This is a genomic window from Streptomyces sp. NPDC050164, from assembly GCF_044459945.1.
Taxonomy (GTDB): Bacteria; Actinomycetota; Actinomycetes; order Streptomycetales; family Streptomycetaceae; genus Streptomyces; species Streptomyces coeruleorubidus_A.
Genome location: NZ_JBITJK010000029.1, coordinates 70,644 through 93,434, shown reverse-complemented (window position 1 = coordinate 93,434; position 22,791 = coordinate 70,644). Strand labels below are relative to the sequence as shown.

At 72.4% G+C, this 22,791-nt stretch carries 17 protein-coding genes and 4 pseudogenes; 10 read left to right on the top strand and 11 right to left on the bottom strand.

Going from position 1 to position 22,791, the window contains the following annotated elements:
* Positions 1 to 11: 11 nt before the first annotated feature.
* Positions 12 to 704: a GAF and ANTAR domain-containing protein gene (locus ACIBNA_RS31025; protein WP_399168489.1), complete on the top strand. Its 693-nt coding sequence runs from the start codon at positions 12 to 14 to the stop codon at positions 702 to 704.
* Positions 705 to 1,114: 410 nt separating this feature from the next.
* Positions 1,115 to 1,843: an ankyrin repeat domain-containing protein gene (locus ACIBNA_RS31020; protein ID WP_399168488.1), complete on the top strand. Its 729-nt coding sequence runs from the start codon at positions 1,115 to 1,117 to the stop codon at positions 1,841 to 1,843.
* A gap of 13 nt (positions 1,844 to 1,856) precedes the next feature.
* Here the strand turns inward: ACIBNA_RS31020 and ACIBNA_RS31015 are convergent, their stop codons facing one another.
* Positions 1,857 to 2,036, bottom strand: a complete 180-nt coding sequence (locus ACIBNA_RS31015) for a hypothetical protein (protein WP_399168487.1) — start codon at positions 2,034 to 2,036, stop codon at positions 1,857 to 1,859.
* Between the two features lie 363 nt (positions 2,037 to 2,399).
* Between ACIBNA_RS31015 and ACIBNA_RS31010 the strand changes: the two are divergent.
* Positions 2,400 to 2,894: pseudogene (locus tag ACIBNA_RS31010) on the top strand (chitosanase); the annotation flags it as partial.
* Between the two features lie 96 nt (positions 2,895 to 2,990).
* Positions 2,991 to 3,860 (top strand): annotated as a pseudogene (locus ACIBNA_RS31005) (EamA family transporter); the annotation flags it as partial.
* Positions 3,861 to 3,914: 54 nt separating this feature from the next.
* Here ACIBNA_RS31005 and ACIBNA_RS31000 read toward each other — a convergent pair.
* Positions 3,915 to 4,664, bottom strand: coding sequence for a sulfite exporter TauE/SafE family protein (locus tag ACIBNA_RS31000; protein WP_399168518.1), 750 nt, complete (start codon positions 4,662 to 4,664; stop codon positions 3,915 to 3,917).
* 574 nt (positions 4,665 to 5,238) lie between these two features.
* On the opposite strand from ACIBNA_RS31000, the pseudogene ACIBNA_RS30995 reads away from it, so the two are divergent.
* Positions 5,239 to 5,497: pseudogene (locus ACIBNA_RS30995) on the top strand (PEP-utilizing enzyme); the annotation flags it as partial.
* A gap of 467 nt (positions 5,498 to 5,964) precedes the next feature.
* Here the strand turns inward: ACIBNA_RS30995 and ACIBNA_RS30990 are convergent.
* Positions 5,965 to 6,993 carry a 6-phosphofructokinase gene (locus tag ACIBNA_RS30990; RefSeq protein ID WP_399168486.1) on the bottom strand — a complete coding sequence of 343 codons (1,029 nt, stop codon included), beginning with the start codon at positions 6,991 to 6,993 and terminating at the stop codon, positions 5,965 to 5,967.
* A gap of 905 nt (positions 6,994 to 7,898) precedes the next feature.
* On the bottom strand, positions 7,899 to 8,714 hold the full coding sequence (locus ACIBNA_RS30985; RefSeq protein ID WP_399168485.1) for a hypothetical protein: 816 nt from the start codon (positions 8,712 to 8,714) through the stop codon (positions 7,899 to 7,901).
* 47 nt (positions 8,715 to 8,761) lie between these two features.
* Here ACIBNA_RS30985 and ACIBNA_RS30980 point away from each other — a divergent pair.
* Positions 8,762 to 8,941, top strand: a pseudogene (locus tag ACIBNA_RS30980) (IS5/IS1182 family transposase); the annotation flags it as partial.
* A 48-nt stretch (positions 8,942 to 8,989) separates the two neighbouring features.
* Here ACIBNA_RS30980 and ACIBNA_RS30975 read toward each other — a convergent pair.
* The 3 genes from ACIBNA_RS30975 to ACIBNA_RS30965 all read right to left on the bottom strand — a co-directional run bounded on the left by ACIBNA_RS30975 (position 8,990) and on the right by ACIBNA_RS30965 (position 12,692).
* Positions 8,990 to 10,945, bottom strand: a complete 1,956-nt coding sequence (locus ACIBNA_RS30975) for a DUF1996 domain-containing protein (RefSeq protein WP_399168484.1) — start codon at positions 10,943 to 10,945, stop codon at positions 8,990 to 8,992.
* A gap of 252 nt (positions 10,946 to 11,197) precedes the next feature.
* A complete protein-coding gene (locus ACIBNA_RS30970; RefSeq protein ID WP_399168483.1) occupies positions 11,198 to 11,869 on the bottom strand; it encodes a lytic polysaccharide monooxygenase in 672 nt (223 codons plus the stop codon).
* Between the two features lie 190 nt (positions 11,870 to 12,059).
* On the bottom strand, positions 12,060 to 12,692 hold the full coding sequence (locus ACIBNA_RS30965) for a GNAT family N-acetyltransferase (RefSeq protein ID WP_399168482.1): 633 nt from the start codon (positions 12,690 to 12,692) through the stop codon (positions 12,060 to 12,062).
* 98 nt (positions 12,693 to 12,790) lie between these two features.
* Here ACIBNA_RS30965 and ACIBNA_RS30960 point away from each other — a divergent pair, with 98 nt between their 5' ends.
* Positions 12,791 to 13,330, top strand: coding sequence for a hypothetical protein (locus tag ACIBNA_RS30960; RefSeq protein ID WP_399168481.1), 540 nt, complete (start codon positions 12,791 to 12,793; stop codon positions 13,328 to 13,330).
* A gap of 18 nt (positions 13,331 to 13,348) precedes the next feature.
* Complete coding sequence (locus tag ACIBNA_RS30955; RefSeq protein WP_399168480.1) at positions 13,349 to 14,530, top strand: YhjD/YihY/BrkB family envelope integrity protein; 1,182 nt, start codon at positions 13,349 to 13,351, stop codon at positions 14,528 to 14,530.
* Between the two features lie 5 nt (positions 14,531 to 14,535).
* Here ACIBNA_RS30955 and ACIBNA_RS30950 read toward each other — a convergent pair whose 3' ends face one another.
* A complete protein-coding gene (locus tag ACIBNA_RS30950) occupies positions 14,536 to 14,988 on the bottom strand; it encodes an NAD(P)H-dependent oxidoreductase (protein ID WP_342456340.1) in 453 nt (150 codons plus the stop codon).
* Between the two features lie 95 nt (positions 14,989 to 15,083).
* On the opposite strand from ACIBNA_RS30950, the gene ACIBNA_RS30945 reads away from it, so the two are divergent.
* The gene (locus ACIBNA_RS30945) at positions 15,084 to 15,533 is read left to right on the top strand and encodes an SRPBCC family protein (protein ID WP_399168479.1); all 450 of its coding nucleotides are present in this window, start codon (positions 15,084 to 15,086) and stop codon (positions 15,531 to 15,533) included.
* Between the two features lie 84 nt (positions 15,534 to 15,617).
* Here the strand turns inward: ACIBNA_RS30945 and ACIBNA_RS30940 are convergent, their stop codons facing one another.
* The 3 genes from ACIBNA_RS30940 to ACIBNA_RS30930 all read right to left on the bottom strand — a co-directional run bounded on the left by ACIBNA_RS30940 (position 15,618) and on the right by ACIBNA_RS30930 (position 20,835).
* Complete coding sequence (locus ACIBNA_RS30940; RefSeq protein ID WP_399168478.1) at positions 15,618 to 19,955, bottom strand: HAD-IC family P-type ATPase; 4,338 nt, start codon at positions 19,953 to 19,955, stop codon at positions 15,618 to 15,620.
* Positions 19,956 to 19,970: 15 nt separating this feature from the next.
* Entirely contained in the window at positions 19,971 to 20,555 is a 585-nt protein-coding gene (locus tag ACIBNA_RS30935) for a hypothetical protein (RefSeq protein WP_399168477.1), read from the bottom strand.
* A gap of 136 nt (positions 20,556 to 20,691) precedes the next feature.
* Entirely contained in the window at positions 20,692 to 20,835 is a 144-nt protein-coding gene (locus ACIBNA_RS30930; RefSeq protein WP_399168476.1) for a hypothetical protein, read from the bottom strand.
* 54 nt (positions 20,836 to 20,889) lie between these two features.
* Here ACIBNA_RS30930 and ACIBNA_RS30925 point away from each other — a divergent pair, with 54 nt between their 5' ends.
* A complete protein-coding gene (locus ACIBNA_RS30925) occupies positions 20,890 to 22,776 on the top strand; it encodes a protein-arginine deiminase family protein (protein WP_399168475.1) in 1,887 nt (628 codons plus the stop codon).
* Positions 22,777 to 22,791: the final 15 nt, after the last annotated feature.

Here is a 22,791-nt window from a genome sequence, read left to right as displayed (position 1 = left end):
CGGTGGTGGCGGTGGACTGGCAGCGGTACGCCGAGCAGATGGCGATGCTCGCCCGGGATCTGGTGGCGCAGGACTCGGTGCAGTCGACGCTGGACGAGATCTCGACAGCCGCTGTGAAGCTGGTCGAGGGCTGTGACGCGGCCGGGATCCTGGCGGTGTCCAAGGGCCGGGCCGTGACGCTCTCCGTGTGCGGCGACATGGTCGAGGAGTCCGACCGGTTGCAGGGCGAGCTGGGCGAGGGGCCGTGCTTCGACGCGGCCCGGCGCGTGGACGGCGAGCGGTTGTTCCGCATCGCCGACATGACCGAGCCGCAGCCGTCCTGGCCGCGGTTCTCCAAGGCGGCCCGCGACCTCGGGATCGGCAGCATGACCGGTGTGCTGCTCTACACCGGCCAGGAGGAATTCGGCGCGCTCAACCTCTACTCACGCCGGCCGGGGGCCTTCGGCAAGGACATCGAGGCCGCGGGCTGGCTGCTCGCCTCCCATGCCGCCGTCGCGCTGGCCACCGCCCGCACCGTCGACCAGCTCGAGCACGCCCTGGAGACCCGGCACGCCATCGGGGAGGCCATGGGGATCCTCATGGAACGCCACCGGCTGAACGAGGACGAGGCCTTCGACGTGCTGCGGCGCATCTCCCAGCACCACAACATCAAGCTGCGCGACGTCGCCCGGCGCGTCCGCACTGACGCCCCGGGCAGGGCCTGACCCGGGCGGCCGGGGCGGGGCCTCACGCCGGGCCGCCGTCGGGGCGGGCGGCCCGCAGGAGTAGCCGTGATGTCGTCGGCGTGCTGTCCGGTGGGTGTCGTGTGGTGGACGAGCCTGTCGATGAGCCGTTCCAGGTCCGTCGCCTGCGTCCAGGGTCACGTCGACGTACTCCGGCCACGGCGTCGGCCGGGGCCACCCGAGGGCGCCGTCCAGCGAACCGGCGCTCCCGGGCGGCTCGTTGCTCCCGGGCATGGTGTTCTCCCGCTTTTGCCCGGACGCTACGCCTCACGGGCGTGGGGGCACGTCATCCGGCCGGGCCGCGGAAGGGCGTGCGGTGCCGAAGGGCGTGGCAAGGCATGGTGCCGTGCTGGCAGAATCGGAGGCCCTCGACGGCGACCGGGAGGCCGGCCTTGCAGACGCTCACCTCGCAGGATCCACTGGCCGTCGCCGTCACCGAAGCGATCCGGGGCGGTGATCTCCCCGGACTGCGGCAGTTCCTCGCAGAGCATCCCGGTCTGGCCACCGTCCGCATCACCGAGCACGGCGAGGACGGCAAGGGCACGCGCAGTCTGCTGCACATCGCGACCGACTGGCCCGGTCACTACCCCCATGGGCCCGAGGTCGTCGCCGCCCTGGTCGACGCCGGGGCCGATCCCAACGCCCGCTTCGGCGGTGCGCACGAGGAGACGCCGCTGCACTGGGCGGCGAGCAACAACGACGTGCCCGTCCTGGACGCGCTCATCGCCGCCGGGGCCGACATCGAAGCCCCCGGAGCGGTGATCGCCGGCGGCACACCGCTCGCCGACGCCCGCGCCTTCGGCCAGTGGCGTGCCGCGCACCGGCTCGTCGAGCACGGCGCCCGCACCACCCTCCAGGACGCCGCCACGCTCGGCCTGCTGGAGCGGGTCCAGGCCTACGTCGAGGCCGAGGAGCCGCCCGCGCCCGAGGAGATCACCAGCGCCTTCTGGGGCGCCTGCCACGGCGGTCACCTGCCCACCGCGCAGTACCTCCACCGGCACGGCGCCGACATCGACTGGTGCGGCTACGACGACAGGACCCCGCTCGACATCGCCCGCGCCCAGGACGCCGACGACGTCGTGCGGTGGCTGCGCGGCCTGGATGCGCGGAGCCGCTCATAGCGTCCTCGGCGTCTCACAAGCAGTAGCGCACGAGCCACTCGTCCTGGTTGTAGGCGGTGCGCGCGGGGTCGGGCGTGCTGGCGGCGCGCTCTTCGACCATGTCCTCCAGGCGCACCGGCTCCGGCAGCGTCCCGAAGCGGGCCTGGCGTGTTGCGGCCTCCGACTCGCTGCTCCGCTGCGTCGCGTCGTCCACGGCGATTCCCCTCTCCGGCTGGTCTCTGAGACCGATCGGCCTACCTGGGTAAAGAGTTGACGCACGAAGCGGGCTCATGGTTCCCGCGGGGTCGCCCAGCCGTGGAGACGGCGGCTGCGGAAGTCGCCCTCGGGGAGCCGAGCCGGCCGTGAGGCTTGTTCGACCCTACGAACTTTCCGCTCGGCTGTTTCCCCTGCACTCCGCCAGCGATAGTTACCCTTCCTATCAGTTCTGCACGGCCGGCTCTTCCAACCCCCACCCTGCTTGGAGGCACCGTGAGACGCCCGTCAACCCCGGCACCGCGCCGCACCGTTCTGGCGCTGTTCGGCGCCGCCCTCGCCGCCGCCCCGTTCCTGAAGCCGCCTGGCGAAGTACCTGCCGGCGCTGCGACGGGTCGACGGTTCCGACTCGCACGACGGGCTCGATCCCGGCTTCCCCGGCGACTGGCGCAGGGCGGCCCGCGACGCCGAGTTCCGGCGGGCACAGGACGACGAGCGCGACCGGGTGTACTTCGGCCCGGCGGTCCGGCAGGGGAGGGCGGACGGGCTGCGGGTGCTGGGCCAGTTCGCGTACTACGACGCCATCGTCATGCACGGCGGCGGCAACGGCTCCCTCAGCTTCCGCAACATCCGCAAGCGGGCGCTGCGCACGGCGAATCCGCCGGCGTGGGGCGGTGACGAGGTGACGTACCTCGACGCCTTCCTGGACGCACGCGTGTGGGCCATGAGGCAGGAGGAGGCGCACAGCGACACCAGCAGGGTCGACACGGCGCAGCGTGCCTTCCTGCGCAAGCGCAGCCTCGACCTCGACCCGCCGCTGGACTGGAAGGTCTACGGCGACAGCTACCACACCGGCTGACCGCCGGGCGTGCGCAGCCCGGCGGTGGATTGGTCCGTCAAGGCGTCACGGAAGTGGACCTCCAACCGGGCCGCCGGGCTGCCTAGCGTCGCGGGCATGAACGCCACCACCACGCGGGGAGCTCTTCTCGCCGCGCTCGCCTGCATCCTCGTCGGAGGATCCTTCACGGCCAACAGCGTCCTGGGCGACTACCCGTACGCGGGCGGCCAGTTCCTGCGCTACGGGCTGGCCTGTCTGCTGCTCGTGCCGCTGGCCGGGAAGGGCGCGACCACCCGGCTGCGGGCGCTGACACTCCGTCAGTGGGTCCGGCTCGCCCTGCTCGCAGCGGTCGGCATGGTCGGTTTCAACCTCGCCGTCATCGCCGCGGAGCGCACGGCGGAGCCGGCGGTGCCGGGCGTGTTCGTGGGTTGTGCGCCGGTGGTGGTCGCCGTGCTCGTGCCCCTGCTGGACGGTCGCAGGCCCCAACGGGCGGTGCTGTACGGGGCGTTGCTCGTGGCCGTCGGTGCCTTCACCGTCCAGGGCTGGGGGCGCACCGACGGCGCGGGCATCGCCTTCTCCGTGTGCGCCCTGGCGGGGGAGGTCGGGTTCGCCGTGCTCGCCGTACCCGTGCTGCGACCCCTTGGCCCGCGGCTGCTGTCGGCCACGGTGTGCGCGGTCGCCGCGCTGGAGTCGGCGGCGGCCGGGCTGCTGGTCGACGGCTCCGGGTGGCTGCGGCGTCCGGACGCCGTCGAGACCTCCGCGCTGCTGTGGCAGGCGGTGGTGGTCACGGTGGTCGGCTTCGTGTGCTGGTACATGGGCATGCAGCGGATCGGCGCGGAACGCGCCACCCTCTTCTCCGGTCTCATCCCGGTCGCGGCGGCCTGCACCGCACCGCTCGTCGGCACGGGCTCCTACGGTCTCGGGCAGGCGGCGGGCAGCGCGCTGGTCGGCCTCGGCGTCGCCCTGGGGTCCGGGGCGCTGACGCGGCCGGTGAGCCCGAAGGGCGGGCCGGGTGCGGCCCGCGCACGGCGGTGGTGGCGGTCAGTGGAGCACCAGGTGGACGAGTGCGACGGTGCCGACCGACACGATCAGCGTACGCAGGACGGCGGGGCTGAAGCGGCGGCCCGTCCTGGCTCCGATCAGGCCACCCAGTGCGGACCCGGCGGCGATGAGCAGGACGGCCGTCCAGTCGAACTCCGCGAAGAAGACGAAGAGCACGGCGGCGACGGTGTTGACGATAGCGGCCAGCACGTTCTTCACGGCGTTGAGCCGCTGGAGCGTGTCGTCGAGCAGCATGCCCATCAAGGAGACGTAGATGATGCCCTGCGCGGCGGAGAAGTAGCCGCCGTAGACGCTGGCGAGCGTCAGGCCCGTGAACAGCAGCGGGCCGCCGTCACGACGGGCGGGACCGCCTGCCGGGCGACGGCGGCGCACCCTCTTGGCGATCAGCGGCTGGCAGGCGACCAGGGCTAGGGCGAGGCTCACGAGGACCGGCACGATCCGATCGAAGGCCGATTCGGGCAGGGTCAGCAGCAGGACCGCGCCCGCGAGGCCGCCCAGTACGGCACCGATGCCGAGCAGCAGGACGCGGCGTCGCTGCCCGCGGAGTTCCTCGCGGTAGCCGATGGCCGCGCTGATGGAGCCGGGGACCAGGCCGAGCCCGTTGGACACCGTGGCGGTGACCGGGGGCAGGCCGGTGGCGAGCAGCACCGGGAAGGTGATCAGCGTTCCCGAGCCGACGACGGCGTTGACGGCGCCCGCGCCCGTACCGGCCAGGAGCACGGCCGCCATCTCGCCCGGCGTCACAGTGCCGCTCCGCCGACGGCACCGCCGCGTGTGTCGTTCCTGGTGAGATTCATGGGATCACGCTAGAGGGTGCGCGGTTCGGCGGCGGCCGAAGTGTGTGTGGGGGTGACCGGGCGACCCAGGAGGACCGGGGCGGCAGTGACGCCTCTGCCTCCACGGTGCGTGCGCCGCTGGCGGCTGGATGACAAAAGGGCAAGGAGAGTTCGCCACTCCTTGCCACTCTCAACGTACAGCGCACCGGGGGGCTTGCGGCAAGGCCCGCATCGCGCCGCAGAATGGTCGGCCAGGGCCAGAACCTGACGAGATGTCAGGTTCGCGAAGTGGGCGTGTTGTTGTCGACGTAGGGGTTGCGGGGACGCGGCGCGGAGAGTCCCGGCGGATCGAAGCGCACTTCGGCTGCCCCCAGGACATCGAACGGTGTCTGGTCGACGACGGCTTCCAGATCGTGCAGAGCCGGCCGATCACCACGCTGTTCCCCATCCCGGAGGTGGGTGACCGAGCCAACCACGTCTATCTCTCCGTCGGTCATCAGCAGATGATGACCGACGCCATGAAGCCCCTCGAAGGGCGGGCCCGGGTCATCCTGGACCTGGCGCAGGCCGATCTCGAACCGGGCGACATCCTGGTCACTGCTCACACGGACCCCAGCTGGTCGCCCCTCTTCGTCGCGATCGCGGGCCTGATGACCCACGGCGCGGTGATCGCACGGGAATACGGCCTGCCGGCCGTCGTCGGGGGTGGAGCACGCCACGCAGCTGATCCGGGACGGGCAGCGGATCCGTGTGAACGGAACCGACGGGTATGTCGAGATCCTCCCGACGACTTGGCGCACTGAGCCCCTGGAACCTGTCGTGCTGCTGAGATCACCGACGGTCAACATGCGCGTCACGACGGCGGTGACGATATCGGCCGGTGTCTCGGTGTCGAAGGCGATGCTGCACCCCGGAACCTTCGCGGTGCCGGTGACGGCGATCCATCCACAACCACGTGGAGCGGGATCACGGCCATGTCCGGCATGCAGAGCAGGCACCGGCAGTTCGTGATCGGCGGCCGGCCCGGGCCTCCCTGGCCCTCATCCAGCAGGGCCTGGCCGACTGGGACCGGCACCGGCTCGCCCGCGGGCCCTCTCGCGTAATCGCTCACCCTGTCGGGTCCGCCGCGTCGGCCGACCAGTGGGGCGCAGCCGGCGGCGACCGCGAGGGCGTAGAGGGTGTTCGCCAAGACGGGTTGCTCCCGGCTCTCCGGGACGCGCGGGCGAGCCCGGCGTCGTCCTGTGGGCCGCGGCTCAGCCGAAGAACACCCCGACCTCGTCGTACAGCCTCGGGTCCACCGTCTTCAGCCGGGCCGTGGCCTGTGCGATCGGGACGCGGACGATGTCGGTGCCGCGCAGGGCGACCATCGTGCCGAAGTCACGTTCGCGCACGCAGTCGATGGCGTGCAGGCCGAAGCGGGTGGCCAGCCAGCGGTCGAAGGGGCTGGGCGAGCCGCCGCGCTGCACGTGCCCGAGGACCGTGGTACGAGCCTCCTTGCCGGTGCGTTTCTCGATCTCACCGGCGAGCCACTCCCCGACGCCGGAGAGGTGCACCGGTCCGGGAGAGGCCGGCGAGTCGGTCCTGAGCACCAGGTGGCCCTCCTTCGGCCGGGCGCCCTCGGCGACGACCACGATCGGGGCGTAGGAGGCCCGGAAGCGGGACGTCACCCAGGCGCACACCTGGTCGAGGTCGAAGGGCTGCTCGGGGATGAGAATGACGTTCGCGCCGCCCGCCAGGCCCGAGTGGACCGCGATCCAGCCGGCGTTGCGCCCCATCACCTCGACGACGAGCACGCGCATGTGGGACTCGGCGGTGGTGTGCAGTCGGTCGATCGCCGCCGTGGCGGTGTTGACCGCGGTGTCGAAGCCGAGGGTGCGATCCGTGGCGGACATGTCGTTGTCGATCGTCTTCGGTACGCCGACGCACGGCACGCCGTGCTCCTCCCACAGGCGCGCGGCCACGCCCAGGGTGTCCGCGCCGCCGATCACGACGAGCCCGTCGATCTCCCGCATTTCGAGGGTGTCCCTGATGCGGCGGGCGCCGTCCTCCTGCCTGAACGGATCGGTGCGCGAGGAGCCGAGGATGGTGCCGCCGCGGGGCAGGATGCCGCGCACCGCCGGGATGCCGAGTGGAACCGTGTCGCCCTGCAGCGCACCGAGCCAGCCGTCCCGGAGCCCGACGAACTCGTAGCCGTACTCCTGCACGCCCTTGCGGACGATGCCGCGGATGACCGCGTTGAGACCGGGGCAGTCACGGCCTCCGGTCAGTACTCCCACCCGCATGGGCTTGTCCCTTCGCCGCAGTGTCCTGCTGAGGCCCACGCTAACGGAGAGGTCATGTCCCACGCCGCACCCGCCGGTTCACGGCCGCCGGACGGGTCAAGAGCCACGGCGCGATCCACCGGCTGCGGGGTGCCGTCACGGCTCGCTGCCCACAGCTGTGTCTCGTCCCGCGCCTCCCCGGGTCCTCACCAGGTCCGTCACCGCCGCGGGTGCTCGCCGCAACGCGTCCCGCACTGCTGCGCGGGTCACGTCGATGAGATCGTGCCGCGTGACAGGAGTGCGTGGGAGCCGGTGGCCGTCGGCGGGAGGGAAAAGAACGATGCGGGGCGATCCCATGGACGTGCTTGCTGCAGAGCTGGGTGCGCGCGGAGGAGGTACGCCGAGTTCGAACGCCGACAGGCGGCGTCCTGCTCGGCTTCCGGTGTGAGCCGGACGCGGGTCTCGACACGTGGCGCCGCGCCCGTGAGCGATACGGATCCATGGGGTTGTGGCCTTTTATGACCCATACCTCGCCGACCCAATGGGAATGGGCGGAAGTATCCAGAGGCGGACGGGACGGGAAGCGGGCGGGCATCGACGTACTGCTGGAGTCGCAGGCGGACGCGCTCCTCAAGGAAGCACAGTGGTTCAAGCCGCCCCAAGAACATCAGGCCGCCGCCCGCGACCTCGAAGACTTGGCCCGACGCCGTGCCGAAGGCTCGGCCGCCGGGACGGCCCGGGTTGGTGCTGCTGTCGGTCGAGCGCCCCCCGTCAGACCCGTTCGAGACAGCACGGGTCGCGATCGAGCACTACGCCTACTGCCCCCCGAGGTCGCCTCCCGGCAGGTCCCGGCGGGTGCCTGGTTCTTCTGGTGGGACTGAGAAACCATCGCGCTGAAGGCTGTCCCGCAAACGCAGAGTCCGGTGTCAGCCACGCAACGCGACGACGAACTGGTAACCGGTGAGCCCGAGCCCGCCGCAGGCCATACCGAGGCCGACGACTGTCATCAGCGCCATCCCGACCTGGAGATAGAGGGACAGGGGGGCGGCGGCGCGGCTGGGGTTGCACGGGTCGTAACTGAGTTCCAGCTGCTCCCCGCCGGTCGAGTCCTGGTAGAAGTGCAGCCCGCCGTTGTGGTCCGTGTAGCGATACACCTTCGTGTTGTTGGTGTAGTGGTCGAGTTCGGCCATCACCGTGATGCCGTGCTTCGGCAGGCGCAGCCCGTCGTACAGGCCGCGTCCCAACGTGAGCACCATGAACGCTCCGGCGCACGCGAAGAGCTGGACGAACGGCAGTGCGACCAGCCACCCCGGCTCACGGAGCACCCCCACCGTCACATCGATCACGGCGAAGACGGCGATCGCGGCGGCAACGAGGAGAACGCGCCTCGACGGCCTCCGGGGCCTCACCTCGGAGACGGCGGTGACCAGATCTTCGCCGTCGACGCGCGGCCCTCCGGGTGCTCTCTCCGGCAGGCGGGCATGCACGGCTGCGCAGAACATGGCCACGGCGGCGGCGCTGGCATCGTGGACCGCGTACACGGAAGCAGGACGGTCGGCCTGCGCGGTCGTCAGCATGACCTCGACCGCGCGGCCCAGGCCGCGGACATCTTCGATGGCCTCCAGCGGGATCCGCGTCACCTGCCCGTCTTGTTCCCACTGCACATAGTCCAAGCCGTCCCCGAAGCGGGCGGTGGAACTGCTGCCACGCAGCACGAGGGAAGGCAAGGAGGGCGTCGTCATGTCCCTATGACAGCTGCGATCAGCAAACGGTTGCACGGCGTGTCAGCAATCATGACGTCGCCGAACGCTCCAAGACCTACCGATACTCCACCAACCACCAGGCCGTCCTCGATGCCGACACCCGACTCGTAGTGGTGGTCGGCCGCACCACCGTGATCGCCAACGGCGGCTACCCAGGCACCGGCCTGGTTCGAGTCGAACATACGAAGGTCCGGCGGGACCCGGAGCCGGTCCGGATCCCGCCGCCGTTTGCCGGTCGTGCCCGTGCCGTCGTCTCAGCCTCGCCTGACGCGGCGGAGGACGACGAAGCCCGCGATGACCAGGACGGCGCCTGCCGCGGCCGGCCAGAGCTGGGCGCCGGTGTCGGCGAGGCCGCCGCTGCCGACCGCCTGGGGCTCGGTCCGGGACGGGAGCGACGGGGTGGGAGCGGCGCTGGTCTCCGTTCCGACGGCCTGGGACTGGCCGAGTCCGTCCCCGTCCGCGTCTTCGCCGGCGTCGTCCTTCGTGCCGCCCTGCTGACCGGTGTTCGCGGTCCCCCGTTCGGGCGTGGGCGTCGCGAACACCTCCGGTTCGTCGGTGCGCGGCGCGGCCGTGGGCGAGCCGCCCTGCTCCGGCTCGGGGGCCGGCTTGTCCGCCGTCGGCGGCCTGGCGGCCTCGCCCTTCCCGCCGTCGCCGTCACCCGTGTCGCCGGGCTTTCCGCCCGCGTTGCCGCCCTGCGGGGCGTCCGGAGTGCGCGTGGGCTGCTCCTGCGGGGCCTCAGGGGTCTTCGTCGGCTGTTCCTGCGGCTCCTCTTCCGGATTGTCGTCCGGCTCGGCTTCCGCTCCGGCGGCGCACTTGCGGCCGTCGTTGATGCAGTCGGCCATCTCCTGCATCAGGTCCTCGTCGAAGACGTTGATGAAGTCGCCGTGGTCCGTGACCGGCTTGTGCAGCTGCTCCGGGAAGGAGTCCACCGCGAACAGCGGTGTCGTACGGCCGCCGTCCTCGAGGCTCGGCGCGTCGACGTCGTAGACGATGCGCTGGACCAGCTGCGGAATGGGCCGGAAGCCGGTCGGGCAGTCGCCGGCGGCGTCCGTGAAGGCCACGTGCGTACGATGGTTGGCGCTGTCGATATTGCGGCCGTCCCAGCAGCTCTGGAACTTGAAGGTGCGCACCACGTCGCTGCCCTGCGGGCACAGCGGGTACTTGTCCTTCAGCTGCCGGTCCTCGAACCCGGTGCAGCTCCAGGAGGCGTTGGCGTTGGCCGGGCCGTTGACGAACGACTTGGCGTCGCCGGTGATGATGCGCAGCAGCCGCGGCATCGCGGTGACCTCGCCGCGCGGGTTCCCCACGAAGGTCAGCGTGACCTGCTTCGGCGTGACGATCTCGCCGGCGTTGCCCTCGATGCCGCCGCCGGGCGAGTTGGCGTCCTGCTCCTGGGTGCCGTTCTGGAGGCGCAGCACGGGCCAGTAGTAGGAGGACTTGTCGCCCTGGTCGACGCAGCTCGTCTCGGCGTTCGCGAGGTCCTGGTCGCTGGCGAAGGCGTTGTTGGCCCGGTTTCCGATGTAGTCGTGGAAGTGGTGGGCGCCGTTGGTGACGCCCGGGGCGGCGATGATGTTGTCGGAGTTGAACAGGCCGTTCTCGTTCACTCCGCAGTCGGTGACGAAGGAGCCCCGGGAGGCTTTGCTCCCCTGGCGGGGGCTGCCCGCGTCGGGCTGGACGCTGGTGATGGGCGCGAAGTCGGCGGCGACGGGGCCGTTGCCCGCCTGTCCGCCGTTGCCGCCCTGCTCCTGCTCCTGCTCCTGGCCGGGCTGCTGGTCGTCGTTGCCGTCCTGGCCTTCGCCCTGCGCGGGGGCCTGGTTGCCGGAGTCCCGTACGGTGCAGGCGGCGAGGGCCTCGAGCCCGTCGGGCCGGTCCCCCGCGCGGTCGATGGCGATCGCGATGCGCTCGATCGTCGCGGTCCGCTTGTCCTTCAGCGGGTTCATGATCACGTTGTCGGCGAAGCCCGAGTCCTGCCGCACCTGCTGCGCCGACTCGCTCAGCCGCTGGTAGGCCTTGGCGATCTGCTCGTCCAGGAGGGCGAGTTCCTTGTCGACCTCCCCCCGCGCCCGCTCGGGGACCGAGGTCAGCTCGCTGCCGACGTCCGGGCAGTCGATCGTGGCGCCCGCGGTCCGGACCCCCGTACCGGACCGCGTCTGAGCGACGTCACCGTCCGAACCGCCGTCGGTCGCGGAGGCGTAGACGTTCGCGGCCATCAGGCCTCCTCCGCCGAGGATCAGTGCGAATGCGGCGAAGGTCGCGCGTCGTGGTCCGGAGGGGCGTCTTCGCGTGTTGCGTCCCAAGGGTGCTCTCCTGCGCTTGTGGCGAACCGGGCATGAAAATCCCCTCGCCCCATACGTACGGGAGCACCGGTGTGTTCAAGTACCTCGAAAATTTTCGGAGAACTCTCATGAGGCCGCGAAACACCCGGACCCCGCCGGACTCACGGTCCGGCGGGGAGGCGCAGGTCAGCGGAAGTTCACGTCACTGCACAGGAAGTAGGTCTGGTCCATGTGCGACGCCTGCCAGATCGTGTACACGACGTGCCGGCCACTCAGGCCCGAAGTGCTCACGGGGATCTCGTAGTTCTGGCTGGGCGCGTACTTGCCGGTGCTCGCGACGAGCCGGAGGTCGTTCCAGGTCAGCGGCTGGGTGGTGGGGTCGAAGCCCTGCCGCGTGACGTACACCAGGAAGTAGTCGGCGCCGTGGCTGGCCTGGTCGTACAGCTTCACGGTGAAGTTGCCGGAGATGTCGGTCATCTTCCAGGCGCCCACCGTGTCCAGGGAGTTGTACCGGCCGCCCTCGGCGCGTCCGCCGCTGCACAGCTGGCCGTCGGGGACCACGGCCTGGAAGTTGCCGCCGGAGCCGTTGCGGTACAGGCCGTTCCAGTTCCACATGGCGTTGGGGTTGTCCTGCCACGCCTGCCAGCACATGGGGTCCTGCTGGGCCATCGCGGGGTTCTGGAAGTCGCTGCCCCAGCGCAGCCAGCAGCCGTAGTTGCGGGATGCCGGGTCGACGACCGAGCCGTGGGCGACGGCGGTGCCGCTCCAGGGGATGAGGCTGAGCAGCGCGGCGACCAGGACACTCAGGGCGAGCGTCAGGCGGGAGCGGACTCTACGAACATGACCATGACAATTCATGATCTCCTTCTTTCGAGTGTGGGGGTTGCGGTGCTCGTTCCGTGGGGGTGCGGGAGCGCGCGTGGGAGCGCTCCCGCAAGCACAGGCTGCGCCCGATGCCCGAGGTCGGCAACGTGCGATTGCGCCACTTCCGTGTCCCCTGGCGGGTTCGATGCCTTCGATGCCTTCGATGCGCTCGACGGAGGGTTCTTCAGAGCCGGTCGAGTTCCTTGGTGGTGCGGCCGAGGTAGGTGGCCGAGCCGGGCTCGGGGACGTCGAGCTCGTGGAAGCCCATGCGGTCGTAGAAGGCCCTGGCCCGGGTGTTGGCGGTGGCCATGGCCAGGTGGACGGCCGGCACTCCCCTGTCCTGGAGGGTCGCCAGGAACGTCCGCATCAGGCGGCGGCCCTGGCCGCGCCCCTGCCACTCGGGCAGCAGGTCGATGTGCAGGTGCGCGGGGTAGGCGGCGAGTTCGGGCAGCACCATCCGCTCAGGGTCGTGCAGCAGTCCCGCCATCGCCTCGTCCGGGGTGCGGGGCGGCTGCGGTGGCTTCGGGTAGCGGTCGGCGACCAGCGGTAGCCATGTGGTGCGGAAGGCCTCGGCGAAGCGCGGGGTGTCCGCCGCGCCGAGGATGTAGCCGACCGCCTGTCCCTGTCCGTCGTCCAGCACGAAGGCAAGGTCCGGCTCCAGATGGACGTACGGAGCCGCGAACGTGGCCGGAATGATGCCCGGGTCCGTGTAATGAGGGCGACTGTCCTGGCCGTTGTGCGCGGTGCGGACGCAGATGTCGTCGAGGGCCGGACGGTCCTCGGGGCGGTACGAGCGGATGGCGGGGAGCTTGGTCATGGCGGCATCGTGCCCGTGCCGGGAGCGCTCCCTCAACCCGATTCGGGGAGCTCGCCGAGGGCCCTGAAACCGAGCGGTGGGTATGCGAAACTCCGGCCATGACCACCGTGACCCAGCTGCGCAAGGCCGCGCTCGCCCTCCCGGAGGTGGAAGAGGGGACGTACTTCGGCATGGTCGCCTTCTCCGTGCGGGGCAGGGGCTTCGCCTCGGTGACGAAGGACGGCCGGGTGCAGCTGCGCCTGTCGCAGGAGGAGACCGACGCCGCCCTGGCCGCGCATCCGGCCGGTGAGCGTCTCGTGCGCACGGGCACGCCGATCGGTTTCCGCGTGCCGCTCGCCGACATCAACGGCAAGGACCTCAACGCCCTGGTCCGGGTGGCCTGGTTCAGCCGCGCCCCGAAGCGGCTGGCCGCGTCGCTCGCCGCGGCTGAGGCGGCGGCCGACCGCCCCGGTGGCGACCTGCCCGCCGGAATCGGCCGGCCCGCTACGCAGGCCCTGCTCGGTGCCGGCGTGACGACGCTGGAGCGGGTGGCACAGCACTCCCGGGCGGAACTTCTGGCACTGCACGGGGTCGGACCGAAGGCGGTGCGTGTGCTGTCGGAGGCGCTGGAGCGGCGGGGGCTCGCCCTGCGGGGGTGACTCGGCGGCGGACAGCCGATGCCGGCATGGCGAGCGCGGCTTAACTGCCCAGCTCGGGGTTACCCGGTCCACATGGTGAAGCTGCATATTCCGGGACGAAAAGAACATCACGCGACCGAGGCTCCACCTCGGTCCTCCGCCCCCGGCCGGGCGCCTGCTCCGGCTTCGGAAGAGCCAGCTCGTGCTGCGGAGAGGCCCGCGCCGAGGCCGGATGAGGAGCCCGGCCCGGGGCCCGAAGTGGAGCGAGCGGCTCCGGACAGTCCGAGTGACCTCCCCCGCAAGTCGTGGGGAGCGGTGCTGAAGGGGAGCCTGAGGGAGTTCAAGGACGACGAACTGACCGACCGGGCGGCCGCGCTCACGTACTACGGGGTGCTGGCGCTGTTCCCGGCGCTGCTGGTGCTGGTGTCGCTGCTGGGCATCACCGGCAGGTCGACCACGGACAGGGTGCTCGAGAACGTCCAGCAGTTCGCCCCCGGCGCGGCCCGCGACATCATCACCCGGGCCGTCGAGCAGTTGCAGGGCAACGCCGGTATCGGCTCGCTGATGGCGATCGTCGGTCTCGTCCTCGCGGTGTGGTCGGCCTCCGGCTACGTGGGGGCGTTCATCCGCTCCGCCAACGCCGTCTACGACATGCCCGAGGGCCGGCCGGTGTGGAAGCTGTTGCCGGTGCGGCTGGGAGTGACGATCGTGCTGATGGTGATGGCGGTGATCAGCGCGCTGATCGTGGTCTTCACGGGTGGGCTGGCCCGGCAGGCCGGGACCGCGCTCGGGATCGGGGACACCGCGCTGACGGTGTGGTCGATCGCGAAGTGGCCCGCTCTGGTGGTGCTGGTCACGATCATGATCGCGATCCTGTACTGGGCGACCCCGAACGCCAAGGTGAAGGGGTTCCGCTGGATCACACCGGGCAGCGTGCTGGCCCTGCTGATCTGGATGGCCGCCTCGGCCGGGTTCGCGATCTACGTGGCCAACTTCGGCTCGTACAACAAGACCTACGGCACGATGGCCGGCGTCATCATCTTCCTGGTGTGGCTGTGGATCACCAACCTGGCGATCCTGCTGGGCCTGGAGTTCGACGCGGAGACGGCCCGGCAGCGGGCCATCGCCGGTGGTCATCCGCCCGAGGCCGAGCCGTACACACAGCCGCGTGACACCCGTACGTGGGACGAAGAGGACCGGCGCCGTATGGAAGGGACCTGACCCGTTCAGCCCATGAGTCCGGCGGCGACCGTCGCGCCCAGTTCCCAGCACTTCTCGACGTCGCCCTTGCCGGGCTCGCCGGTCACGGTCACGGCCTCGGCGGCGCGGCGCCAGCCGAGGCCCGTCGTGATCGACTCGATGCCCCGCACGGCTCCGGTGACGTCGTTCCCGCCGTGCACCCAGTAGCCGAAGGGCCGGCCCCGGGTCGCGTCCAGGCAGGGGTAGTAGACCTGGTCGAAGAAGTGCTTGAGGGCGCCGGACATGTAGCCGAGGTTCGCGGGGGTGCCTAGGACGTAGCCGTCGGCGGCGAGGACGTCGGAGGCGGTGGCGGACAGCGCGGGCACGCGGACGACCCGGACGTCCTCGATCTCCGGGTCCGTCGCCCCGGAGACGACGGCTTCGAACATCGCCTGGCAGTTGGGCGAGGGCGTGTGATGGACGATCAGCAAGGTGGCCACGTCATCCGACCTTACAAGTCGTGACGACCATGCGTGTCCGGCGCGAGATCTGGTACCCGTCCGTCGCTCTCCGTACGAGAAAGGGAGGTATCGCCTTGTCACAGGTAGAGGAATCCATCGAGGTCCGCGTCCCGGTGCACACCGCGTACAACCAGTGGACGCAGTTCGAGGACTTTCCCCGGTTCATGGACGGTGTCGAGCGCATCGAGCAGCGCACGGACACCCTGACGCACTGGGTGACGAAGGTCGGCGGCCAGCAGCGGGAGTTCGACGCGGAGATCACCGAGCAGATCCCCGACGAGCGCGTCGCCTGGACCACGGTGAACGGCGAGGCCAGGCAGGCCGGGGTGGTCACCTTCCACCGCATCCAGGACGACACGACCAAGGTCATGCTTCAGATGGACTTCGACCCCAGTGGCGTGGCCGAGACGGCGGGCGACAAGCTCGGGTTCGTCAAGCGGCAGGTCTCCGGTGATCTGCGGCGGTTCAAGCAGTTCGTGGAGGCCCGTGGGACGGAGACCGGGGCCTGGCGCGGCGAGGTCTGATCAGGCACAGAAGGCGGCCGCCACCACTGCACGTGGTGGCGGCCGCCTTCTGTCGTCGCCCTGTCGTCGCCCTGTCGTCGCCCGCTACGCCCCCACCGGCCGGGCCACCCCGCTCTGAAGCCGCTCCCGGGCCTTCCGGCTCAGGTCGTCGAGGCGCAGGGCGAGTCGTGCCGCGGCGTCGTAGAGGGTGTGGACCGACTGGAGGCGTTCCAGGTGCGGGGCCAGGGCCGAGAGGGCGATGGCCAGGGCCACGCCGGCCCAGCCCACGGGACCCAGCGGGGTGCAGCCGAAGAAGTGGCTGACGCCGGGCGTCTGGACGAGGGCGGCGAGCACGGCGGCCGAGCCGAGGGCGGTCGCCCACACCAGCGGGCTGTGGCGCCGGCCGGAGAGGGTCTGCACGAGCTGGGCGCCGACCACGCCGCACAGGGCCATGGTGGTGGAGCGGCGTTCGGTGCCGGGAGTGAGGCGGCCGATGAGGTACGCCGTGACCGCGCCGAGGCAGGTGGTGACGCCGCGGCGCCGTATGGAGCGCAGCAGCGGCGCGCCGAGGACGTTGAGACCCATCGGGCCGGTCTCGGCGTGCTCCGCCGTCGAGGGGTCGTCGCTCGGCGTGACCGCCACCGCCATGGCCGGGAACATGTCGGTGAGCAGGTTGACCAGCAGCAGTTGGCGCGTCGACAGGGGCGAGGCGCCGGCCAGCAGGGTGCCGAGGACGCTGAAGCCGACCTCGCCGGCGTTGCCGCCGATGAGGATGCTCACCGCGTCGGCGACGCTGCGCCACAGGGCCCGGCCCTCGGCGACCGCGTCCACCAGGACGGACAGGTCGCCGGAGGTGAGCACGAGGTCGGCGGCGTTGCGGGCGGCCGCGGAGCCGCGGGACTCGATGCCGACTCCGACGTCGGCGGCGCGGATGGCGGCGGCGTCGTTGGCGCCGTCGCCGGCCATCGCCACGACCCGCCCGGCCTGTTGCAGGGCCTCCACGACGTGCAGCTTCTGCTCGGGTGCGACCCGGGCGATGACACCCGCGCCGCGCAGCACCCGGACGCGTTCGCGGCGCTCCATGGCGACGAGTTCGTCGCCGGTCACCGCCTCGGTCTCCTCCGGCCAGCCCAGTTGCAGGGCGATGGCGCGGGCGGTCTCCGGGTGGTCGCCGGTGAGCATGACGGGCAGGATGCCGGAGCGGCGCAGTGACGCGAGCAGGGCCTGCGAGGTCTCGCGCGGGACGTCGGCGAGGGCGACGAAACCGCTGAAGACCAGGTCCGTGAGCGGCGCGTCGAGTTCGGCGTCGGCGTCGTCGGCCCGGCAGGGGCGCCGGGCGACGGCGAGGACGCGCAGTCCCTGTCCCGCCAGCTCGTGGGCGGTGTCGGTCGTGCCGTCGGGGAGGTCCCGGCAGGCGGGCAGGATCGTCTCCGGGGCGCCCTTGACGACGAGGAGCTCGCCGAAGTCCGGGTCGCCGTCGCGGCCGATCGCCGCGGCGTAGCCCCGCCGCGTCTCGAAGGGCAGCTCGCCGGTCGGTGACCAGCCCTGGTCGGGCGGGGCGACGTCGAGGACGGCCTCGTCGGTGGCGTGCGCGACGCGGCGGCCCTGGCCCGTCTCCTCCTGCGGGCAGGCGCGGGCGGCCAGGCGCAGGATCGGCAGGGCCTGTTCGGTGTCCACGGGCAGCACGGTGCCGTCGGCGGTGGCGACGCGGACCAGGCGCAGTGTGTTCTCGGTGAGGGTGCCGGTCTTGTCGAAGCAGACGGTGTCGACCCGCCCGAGCGCCTCCAGGGTGCGCGGGGTGCGGACCAGGACGCCGCGCCGGGAGAGCCGGCGGGCGGCCGCCATCTGCGCGACCGTCGCGACGAGCGGGAGCCCCTCCGGTACGGCGGCGACCGCGACCGCGACACCGCCGCTGACGGCGCGTCGTATGGGACTGCCGCGCAGCAGGGACAGCCCGGTCACGGCGGCGCCGCCCGTGAAGGTCACCGGCAGGGCCTTGCGGGTCAGTTCCTGGAGCCGGGCCTGGACGCCGGCGGGCGGCGGGGTGCGGGCGGCGAGCGTGACGGCGCGGCCCGCCTCGGTCTGGTCGCCGGTGTTCACGACGAGCGCGGTGGCGCGTCCGGCCACGACGGTCGTGCCCTCGAACACCATGCAGGTGCGCTGGGCCACCGGCAGACCGGGGGTGGCCTCGACGGCCTTGGCGACCGGCAGGGACTCGCCGGTGAGCGCCGACTCGTCGACCTCGAGACCGTCGACGTCGAGCAGCCGGGCGTCGGCGGGCACGACGTCGCCGGCGCCGAGGGTGATCTCGTCGCCGGGTCGCAGCCGGGCGGCGTCGACGGTGACGGTGCGCCTACGGCCGTCCCGCTTGCGGGCCTTGGGCTGCTGCCGGGCCGCCAGTCGGGCCAGTGCCTGTTCGGCGCGCATCCGCTGGAGTCCGCCGGTCACGGCGTTGAGGTCCATGGCGCCGACGACCAGCAGCGCGTCGACGAGCGAGCCGAGCAGCGCCGAGGCGACGGCGCCGGTGGCCAGGACGGGGGTGAGCGGATCGTCGAGTTCGCGGCGTACGGCGCCGGCCGCCTGCCAGGTCCAGCGGACGGGGGCCACGGCCGGGTGCTTGCCCAGGCGAGCGGCCTGTTGCCGCGAGCGGTCGGCGAGCAGGGCGAGTCCGGTGGGCTCGCCGTCGCGGCGGGTGCGCCCCAGCCGGTCGCGGGCCTCGTCGGGTTCCAGGGCGTGCCAGGGGATGTGCAGCCGGGGTGGGGGCGGGGTGGCCCGGGCCACCCGGACGGCTTCGAGCCAGCCCGCGAGCAGGGCGTTCGCGGCGGCGATGTTGACGGGGGCGTGCCGGGTGAGGGGCCACAGGAGGTGGCGGCCCGGGGGCTGCCCGCCGCGCGCGACCAGGAGCCCCGACAGGGCCGCCCCGGCGCGGGCCAGGGTCTGCGAGCGGCGTGCGACGCGCCGGGCCGCCGGGATCGCGGTCAGCAGCCGCCAGACGTCGGCGAGTCCGCCGGAGGCCAGCGCGTCGGCGCCCCAGGAGACGGCGGCGCGGCCGTCGGTGAGGGCGATGGCCACGTCGCCGGCGGGTAGTCCGGCCGCCACGTGCCCGTCGGCGGAGCCGTCCAGGCGGGCGACGGTCACCACCACGTGACCGTCGTCCTGGAGGGCTCGTACGACGTCTCCGAACGGCTTGCCGCCCGGGGCGACCTCGTCGGCGAGCCGGACGATGTCCTTCAGGTCCGAGCCGCCCGCGATCACGACGTGCAGTCCTGCCCGGCGGGCGGCGTCGAGGACGGCCTCGGCGAAGGGATGGACCGGGTCGTCGGGCAGCCCGTCGGTGTCGCCTTCGGCGTCCTGCCGCCGGCTGCGCAGGGCGTCGGCGTGCAGGACGAGGGCGTCGGCGATCTCCAGCTGGCGCAGGCGCTCCCCGCTGCGCACGAGGATCCCGGCGTGGGCGAGGAAGGTGCCGAGGGTCGCGGCGAAGGCGGCCGGACCGTAGCGGGCCGCCTTCGGGGATCCGGCGAGGACGGCTTCGGCCGCTTCCTTCGCGGAGTGCGTGACGAGGAGGGTGGCGGCGGCGCCGGCGACGCTGCCCGTGCTGGCGTGGGAGGCGTACTCCTGGGCGGGCGTCACCTTGAGCGGCGGCCGGGTGTCCGCAGGGCAGGGCAGGCTGGTGCGCCGTTCGTGGCAGATGTCGTCGTGCAGTGCCTCGAAGGCCGCCGCCTTGGCCACGGCTTCGGTCAGCTGGCTGCTGCGCAGCAGGCCGTCGAGCACGAGCGCCAGCGGGGTCTGGCCGACGCCGTGCGTGGCGGCGTTGGCGGCGGCGAGGACGAGTTCCATGCCGGAGGTGCCGAACCGCTGCCGGAGCAGGGCCCGGAAGCGGGGGTTCTCCCGCAGCAGCGTGACGGTGGCGGTGACGATGCGTGAGGTGGGCGGCAGGCGCAAGGACCGGCCGGCCAGGGCGCCGGCCGCGCCGGCGGCGTCCAGCAGGATCGCCGCAGCGGTGACGCGCACTTCGCCGGGGTCGCCGGGGTGGGCGGCCTCCTGGGCGACCGGGTCGGCGCCCTCGGTCAGGCCGAGGCGGGCGGCGAGCGCTGCGGCCCGCTCGCCGACGCGGTCGGTGACGGCGTCCTCGGCCACCGTGATCACCAGGCGGGCCAGTCCCTCGTCCCAGTACGCCGCGAGCACGTCCGGGTGGTCGAGCAGTTCCCCGGCGACCTTGCGGGCGAGGCTGGCGGTGTCGCCGTCGGACCGACGCAGGGCGATGTGGACGCGCCGGTCCGCCCGCCATTGCTGTCCGCCGGACAGGGCGTTGCGCGCGACGTTGCGGACGCGCCGCGTGGTGTCGTAGACGGACGTCACGCCCTGGGCGGTGCTGCGGGCGGCGCCTGCCGCCGCCCCAGCCATGGCACCGACGAGCGGGGCGACGTCGAAACGTGTGAGCATCTCCTGTTTCCCGACTCAGCCGGTGGGCCGGCTGTCGTTTCCTTGCCGGCGGGTCTGTTCCCGATCCGGCTCCTCCCCGTGCGGGCCGTGGTGCGCGGTGGCCTCGGCGACCTGCTTCAGCGCGGAGGCGGTGGCGGTGTCGCCCACTTTCGCGGGCTGTTCGTGGACGTGGTGCTCCGGCCGGTCGTGCCGGTAGTGGGACATGGCGAGTTTGTCGCCGGGGCCGTAGGACGAGGTGTCCTGATCGTCCGGCCTGCCCTCACCGCCGGCTCCGGAACGGCGCTCTGCGGTCTGACCGGACCGTGTCCCGCCGTTCGCTGATGTGCCGTCGGATCGCTGTCCGGGCTTCGGCTGCGTCAGCCAGGCGACGGCCGCGCCGGTCAGCGCCACCGGCCACTCCACCACCCCGGCCACACCGAGCACTCCGGCACCGGCGTAGACGGCCATCCGGCGCCCGCGCGGCGACACCGCGCCGATCCGGTCCAGGGCGTCTCCGGCCACCTTGCCCACCTGCTCCGCACCCGGCAGGTGCCTCAGACCCGAGGCGACGGCCCGCAACGGCTGCGGAAGATCGGGCGAACGTGATGTCTCCTGGTTCATGGCGACCTCCATACGCGCGTTGTCCAGCGGCTTCAACCGGTTTCCCAGCTCTTTGCCCCATATTCCGCCTTTAGTGGAGCGAGCGCTTGTCTTGTTCGGGTGAGATCTCAGCCGAGGAGCCCGTGCCAGGCCAGCGTCACCAGGCGGGCCCGGGCTCCCACTGGACGTGGTCCGCCCGGGCCGCCGTGGGGAGGAGGGTCCGGCCGACAGGTAGATCCATCGATGTAGTCGCCGGCTCGGCGCGCAGCAGGATGTACGGCGTGCGGGCGCGGGCGAGCATGGTCTGCGGACGTCCTCCGTACCGGCCCCCTCACCTGCCCCGAGGAGACTCGTCATGCCCGAAACGCCCAGGCGGCGCGTGCCGCGCCGCACCGCGGTGGTCACCGTGGCCCTGCTGGTCGCCGCCACCGGAACGACGGCGGCCGCACGGAAACAGCCGCCGGTCGCGGACCTGCGCGCCGACGTGAACCAGGACGGCCGCGTGGATGTCGCGGGGTCGTCCGACGAGGCGGGCGAGGAGGCGTGGCGGCCGGGCCGCGGGGCCGTCTTCCTCGCGAACGTCGACGACGACTCGCGGCGCTGCCGGATGCGCCTCGGTGGTCTGGACCGTGTCGACCCGGCGGTCGACGAGCGGCTCGCGGCCTGCCATGACGCGGCGGACGAGCGGGTCAACGGGGTGCGGGACGAGGCGGATCTCGCACCGCTGCGCATCGCGCCGCTCGCGGTCGGCGACCAGGGAGCGGGGCGGGTGGAGGTGCCGGCGGCGCAGCGGCCGTACATCCGTCTGTTCGTCCGGCGTGACGGGGCGCTGCGGGCGCTGCGCGGGCCGCTGACGGGCCGTGAGCTGCGGGCCGGTGTGGAGCTGGCCTTGGAGGGGCGGGACATCGTCCGCGACCCCCGGCGCTGGGGCGGCGAGGTGACCGTCACCCTCACCGTGACCGACCGGGGGCGCAGCACGTCCGACCGGGTGCGGCTGAAGGTGGCGCCCGTGCTGTTCCAGCACGATCTCCAGCGTGCCGAGCGGATCTTCGCGGCCAAGCCGGGCCCGGGCCTCGGTGTCCCGCCCGGTCCCTGGAGCGTGGGCGGCGGTTACCGGCCGCGGGAGTGGCGGCCGTTCGCCTCCTCGCTGGTGCGGGCGGCGGGTGCCGCGGGGCTGTCCGGGCGGGACGTGACCTTCACGGCCGGTACGGAGCAGTGGTGGCGGGACATCTGGCGGCAGGACATGGTCGAACCGGCCGCGGCGAGCGTCCCGGCGCCCGGCGCAGGGGTGCACAGCATGCGGGTGCTGTTGCGGGCGCCGGTGCTGTGGGCGCCGCCCGAGGGCGGCGAGGCGACCCTGAGCCGTTCGGCGCGGCTGCTCTTCCGTGACTTCCGGGGACCCGACGTCGGGGTGGTGCAGCAGGTCACGCCGGGGCGCGGGCCGAGCGGCATCGACCTTCAGAACTTCACCGGGAACTTCGAGTCCGTGCCGCCGTACAAGGGCCACCCGCACGGGCGGGTGCTGTACGGCACGGCCCCGCGCCGGGCTCCCGACCCGGCGTTCGTGCGGATGATCGAGGCGCAGGGCACGCAGCCGGCCGTCACCATCGACACCTCGTGGCTGCTGGTCGGTCATGTGGACGAGACGGTGCACGTGGTGCGGGCCCGCAACGAGCGCGGCTGGACACTGGCGGTCGCCGACCCCCGGCAGGCGGTGGAGCTGCTGCGCCGTGCGCAACGCGCCGGGGAGGGCGGGCAGCGGCTGTTCGCGGACACGACGGCGGAGCACAAGCCGACCGTCGACGCGCTGCTGGCCGACGGCGCCTTCCTCGCCGGCAACGAGGAGGCGGCGCGCCACATCGACGACCAGATCGGCGTGCTGCTGCGGGAGACGGGGCTGTCCCGCAGCGACCTCGTGCGCGTGCCGGTGCTGTACGCGATGGCGGGCCCGGCACCGGGTGTGCCGGAGGGCGCGATCGCCTACTCCCCCAGCATCGCCAACGGGTTGTCGCTGACCGCCCGGGACTACGCCGCGCCCGATCCGCACGGGCCGAAGGTGGACGGCCGCGACCTGTTCCGCGCCGCCGCGCAGGAGGCGCTCGCCGCCGGTGGGGTACGCGTGCACTGGGTGGAGAACTTCGCCTGGTCGCACCTGGCGGGCGGCGAGGTGCACTGCGCGACGAACGCGCTGCGCGACCCGTCCGGGGGTGTGCCGTGGTGGAGCACCGCCCCGGGGCGGTGACAGGGCCGGGGGCGG

Coding starts and splice junctions, on each gene's coding strand:
- ACIBNA_RS30965 (WP_399168482.1), bottom strand. CDS start 12,692: ATGACCAAGCTCCCCGCCATCCGCTCGTACCGCCCCGAGGACCGTCCG.
- ACIBNA_RS31000 (WP_399168518.1), bottom strand. CDS start 4,664: ATGGCGGCCGTGCTCCTGGCCGGTACGGGCGCGGGCGCCGTCAACGCC.
- ACIBNA_RS30960 (WP_399168481.1), top strand. CDS start 12,791: ATGACCACCGTGACCCAGCTGCGCAAGGCCGCGCTCGCCCTCCCGGAG.
- ACIBNA_RS30955 (WP_399168480.1), top strand. CDS start 13,349: ATGCCGGCATGGCGAGCGCGGCTTAACTGCCCAGCTCGGGGTTACCCG.
- ACIBNA_RS30990 (WP_399168486.1), bottom strand. CDS start 6,993: ATGCGGGTGGGAGTACTGACCGGAGGCCGTGACTGCCCCGGTCTCAAC.
- ACIBNA_RS30930 (WP_399168476.1), bottom strand. CDS start 20,835: ATGCTCGCCCGCGCCCGCACGCCGTACATCCTGCTGCGCGCCGAGCCG.
- ACIBNA_RS30935 (WP_399168477.1), bottom strand. CDS start 20,555: ATGAACCAGGAGACATCACGTTCGCCCGATCTTCCGCAGCCGTTGCGG.
- ACIBNA_RS30940 (WP_399168478.1), bottom strand. CDS start 19,955: ATGCTCACACGTTTCGACGTCGCCCCGCTCGTCGGTGCCATGGCTGGG.
- ACIBNA_RS30985 (WP_399168485.1), bottom strand. CDS start 8,714: ATGACGACGCCCTCCTTGCCTTCCCTCGTGCTGCGTGGCAGCAGTTCC.
- ACIBNA_RS30970 (WP_399168483.1), bottom strand. CDS start 11,869: ATGAATTGTCATGGTCATGTTCGTAGAGTCCGCTCCCGCCTGACGCTC.
- ACIBNA_RS30925 (WP_399168475.1), top strand. CDS start 20,890: ATGCCCGAAACGCCCAGGCGGCGCGTGCCGCGCCGCACCGCGGTGGTC.
- ACIBNA_RS30975 (WP_399168484.1), bottom strand. CDS start 10,945: ATGGCCGCGAACGTCTACGCCTCCGCGACCGACGGCGGTTCGGACGGT.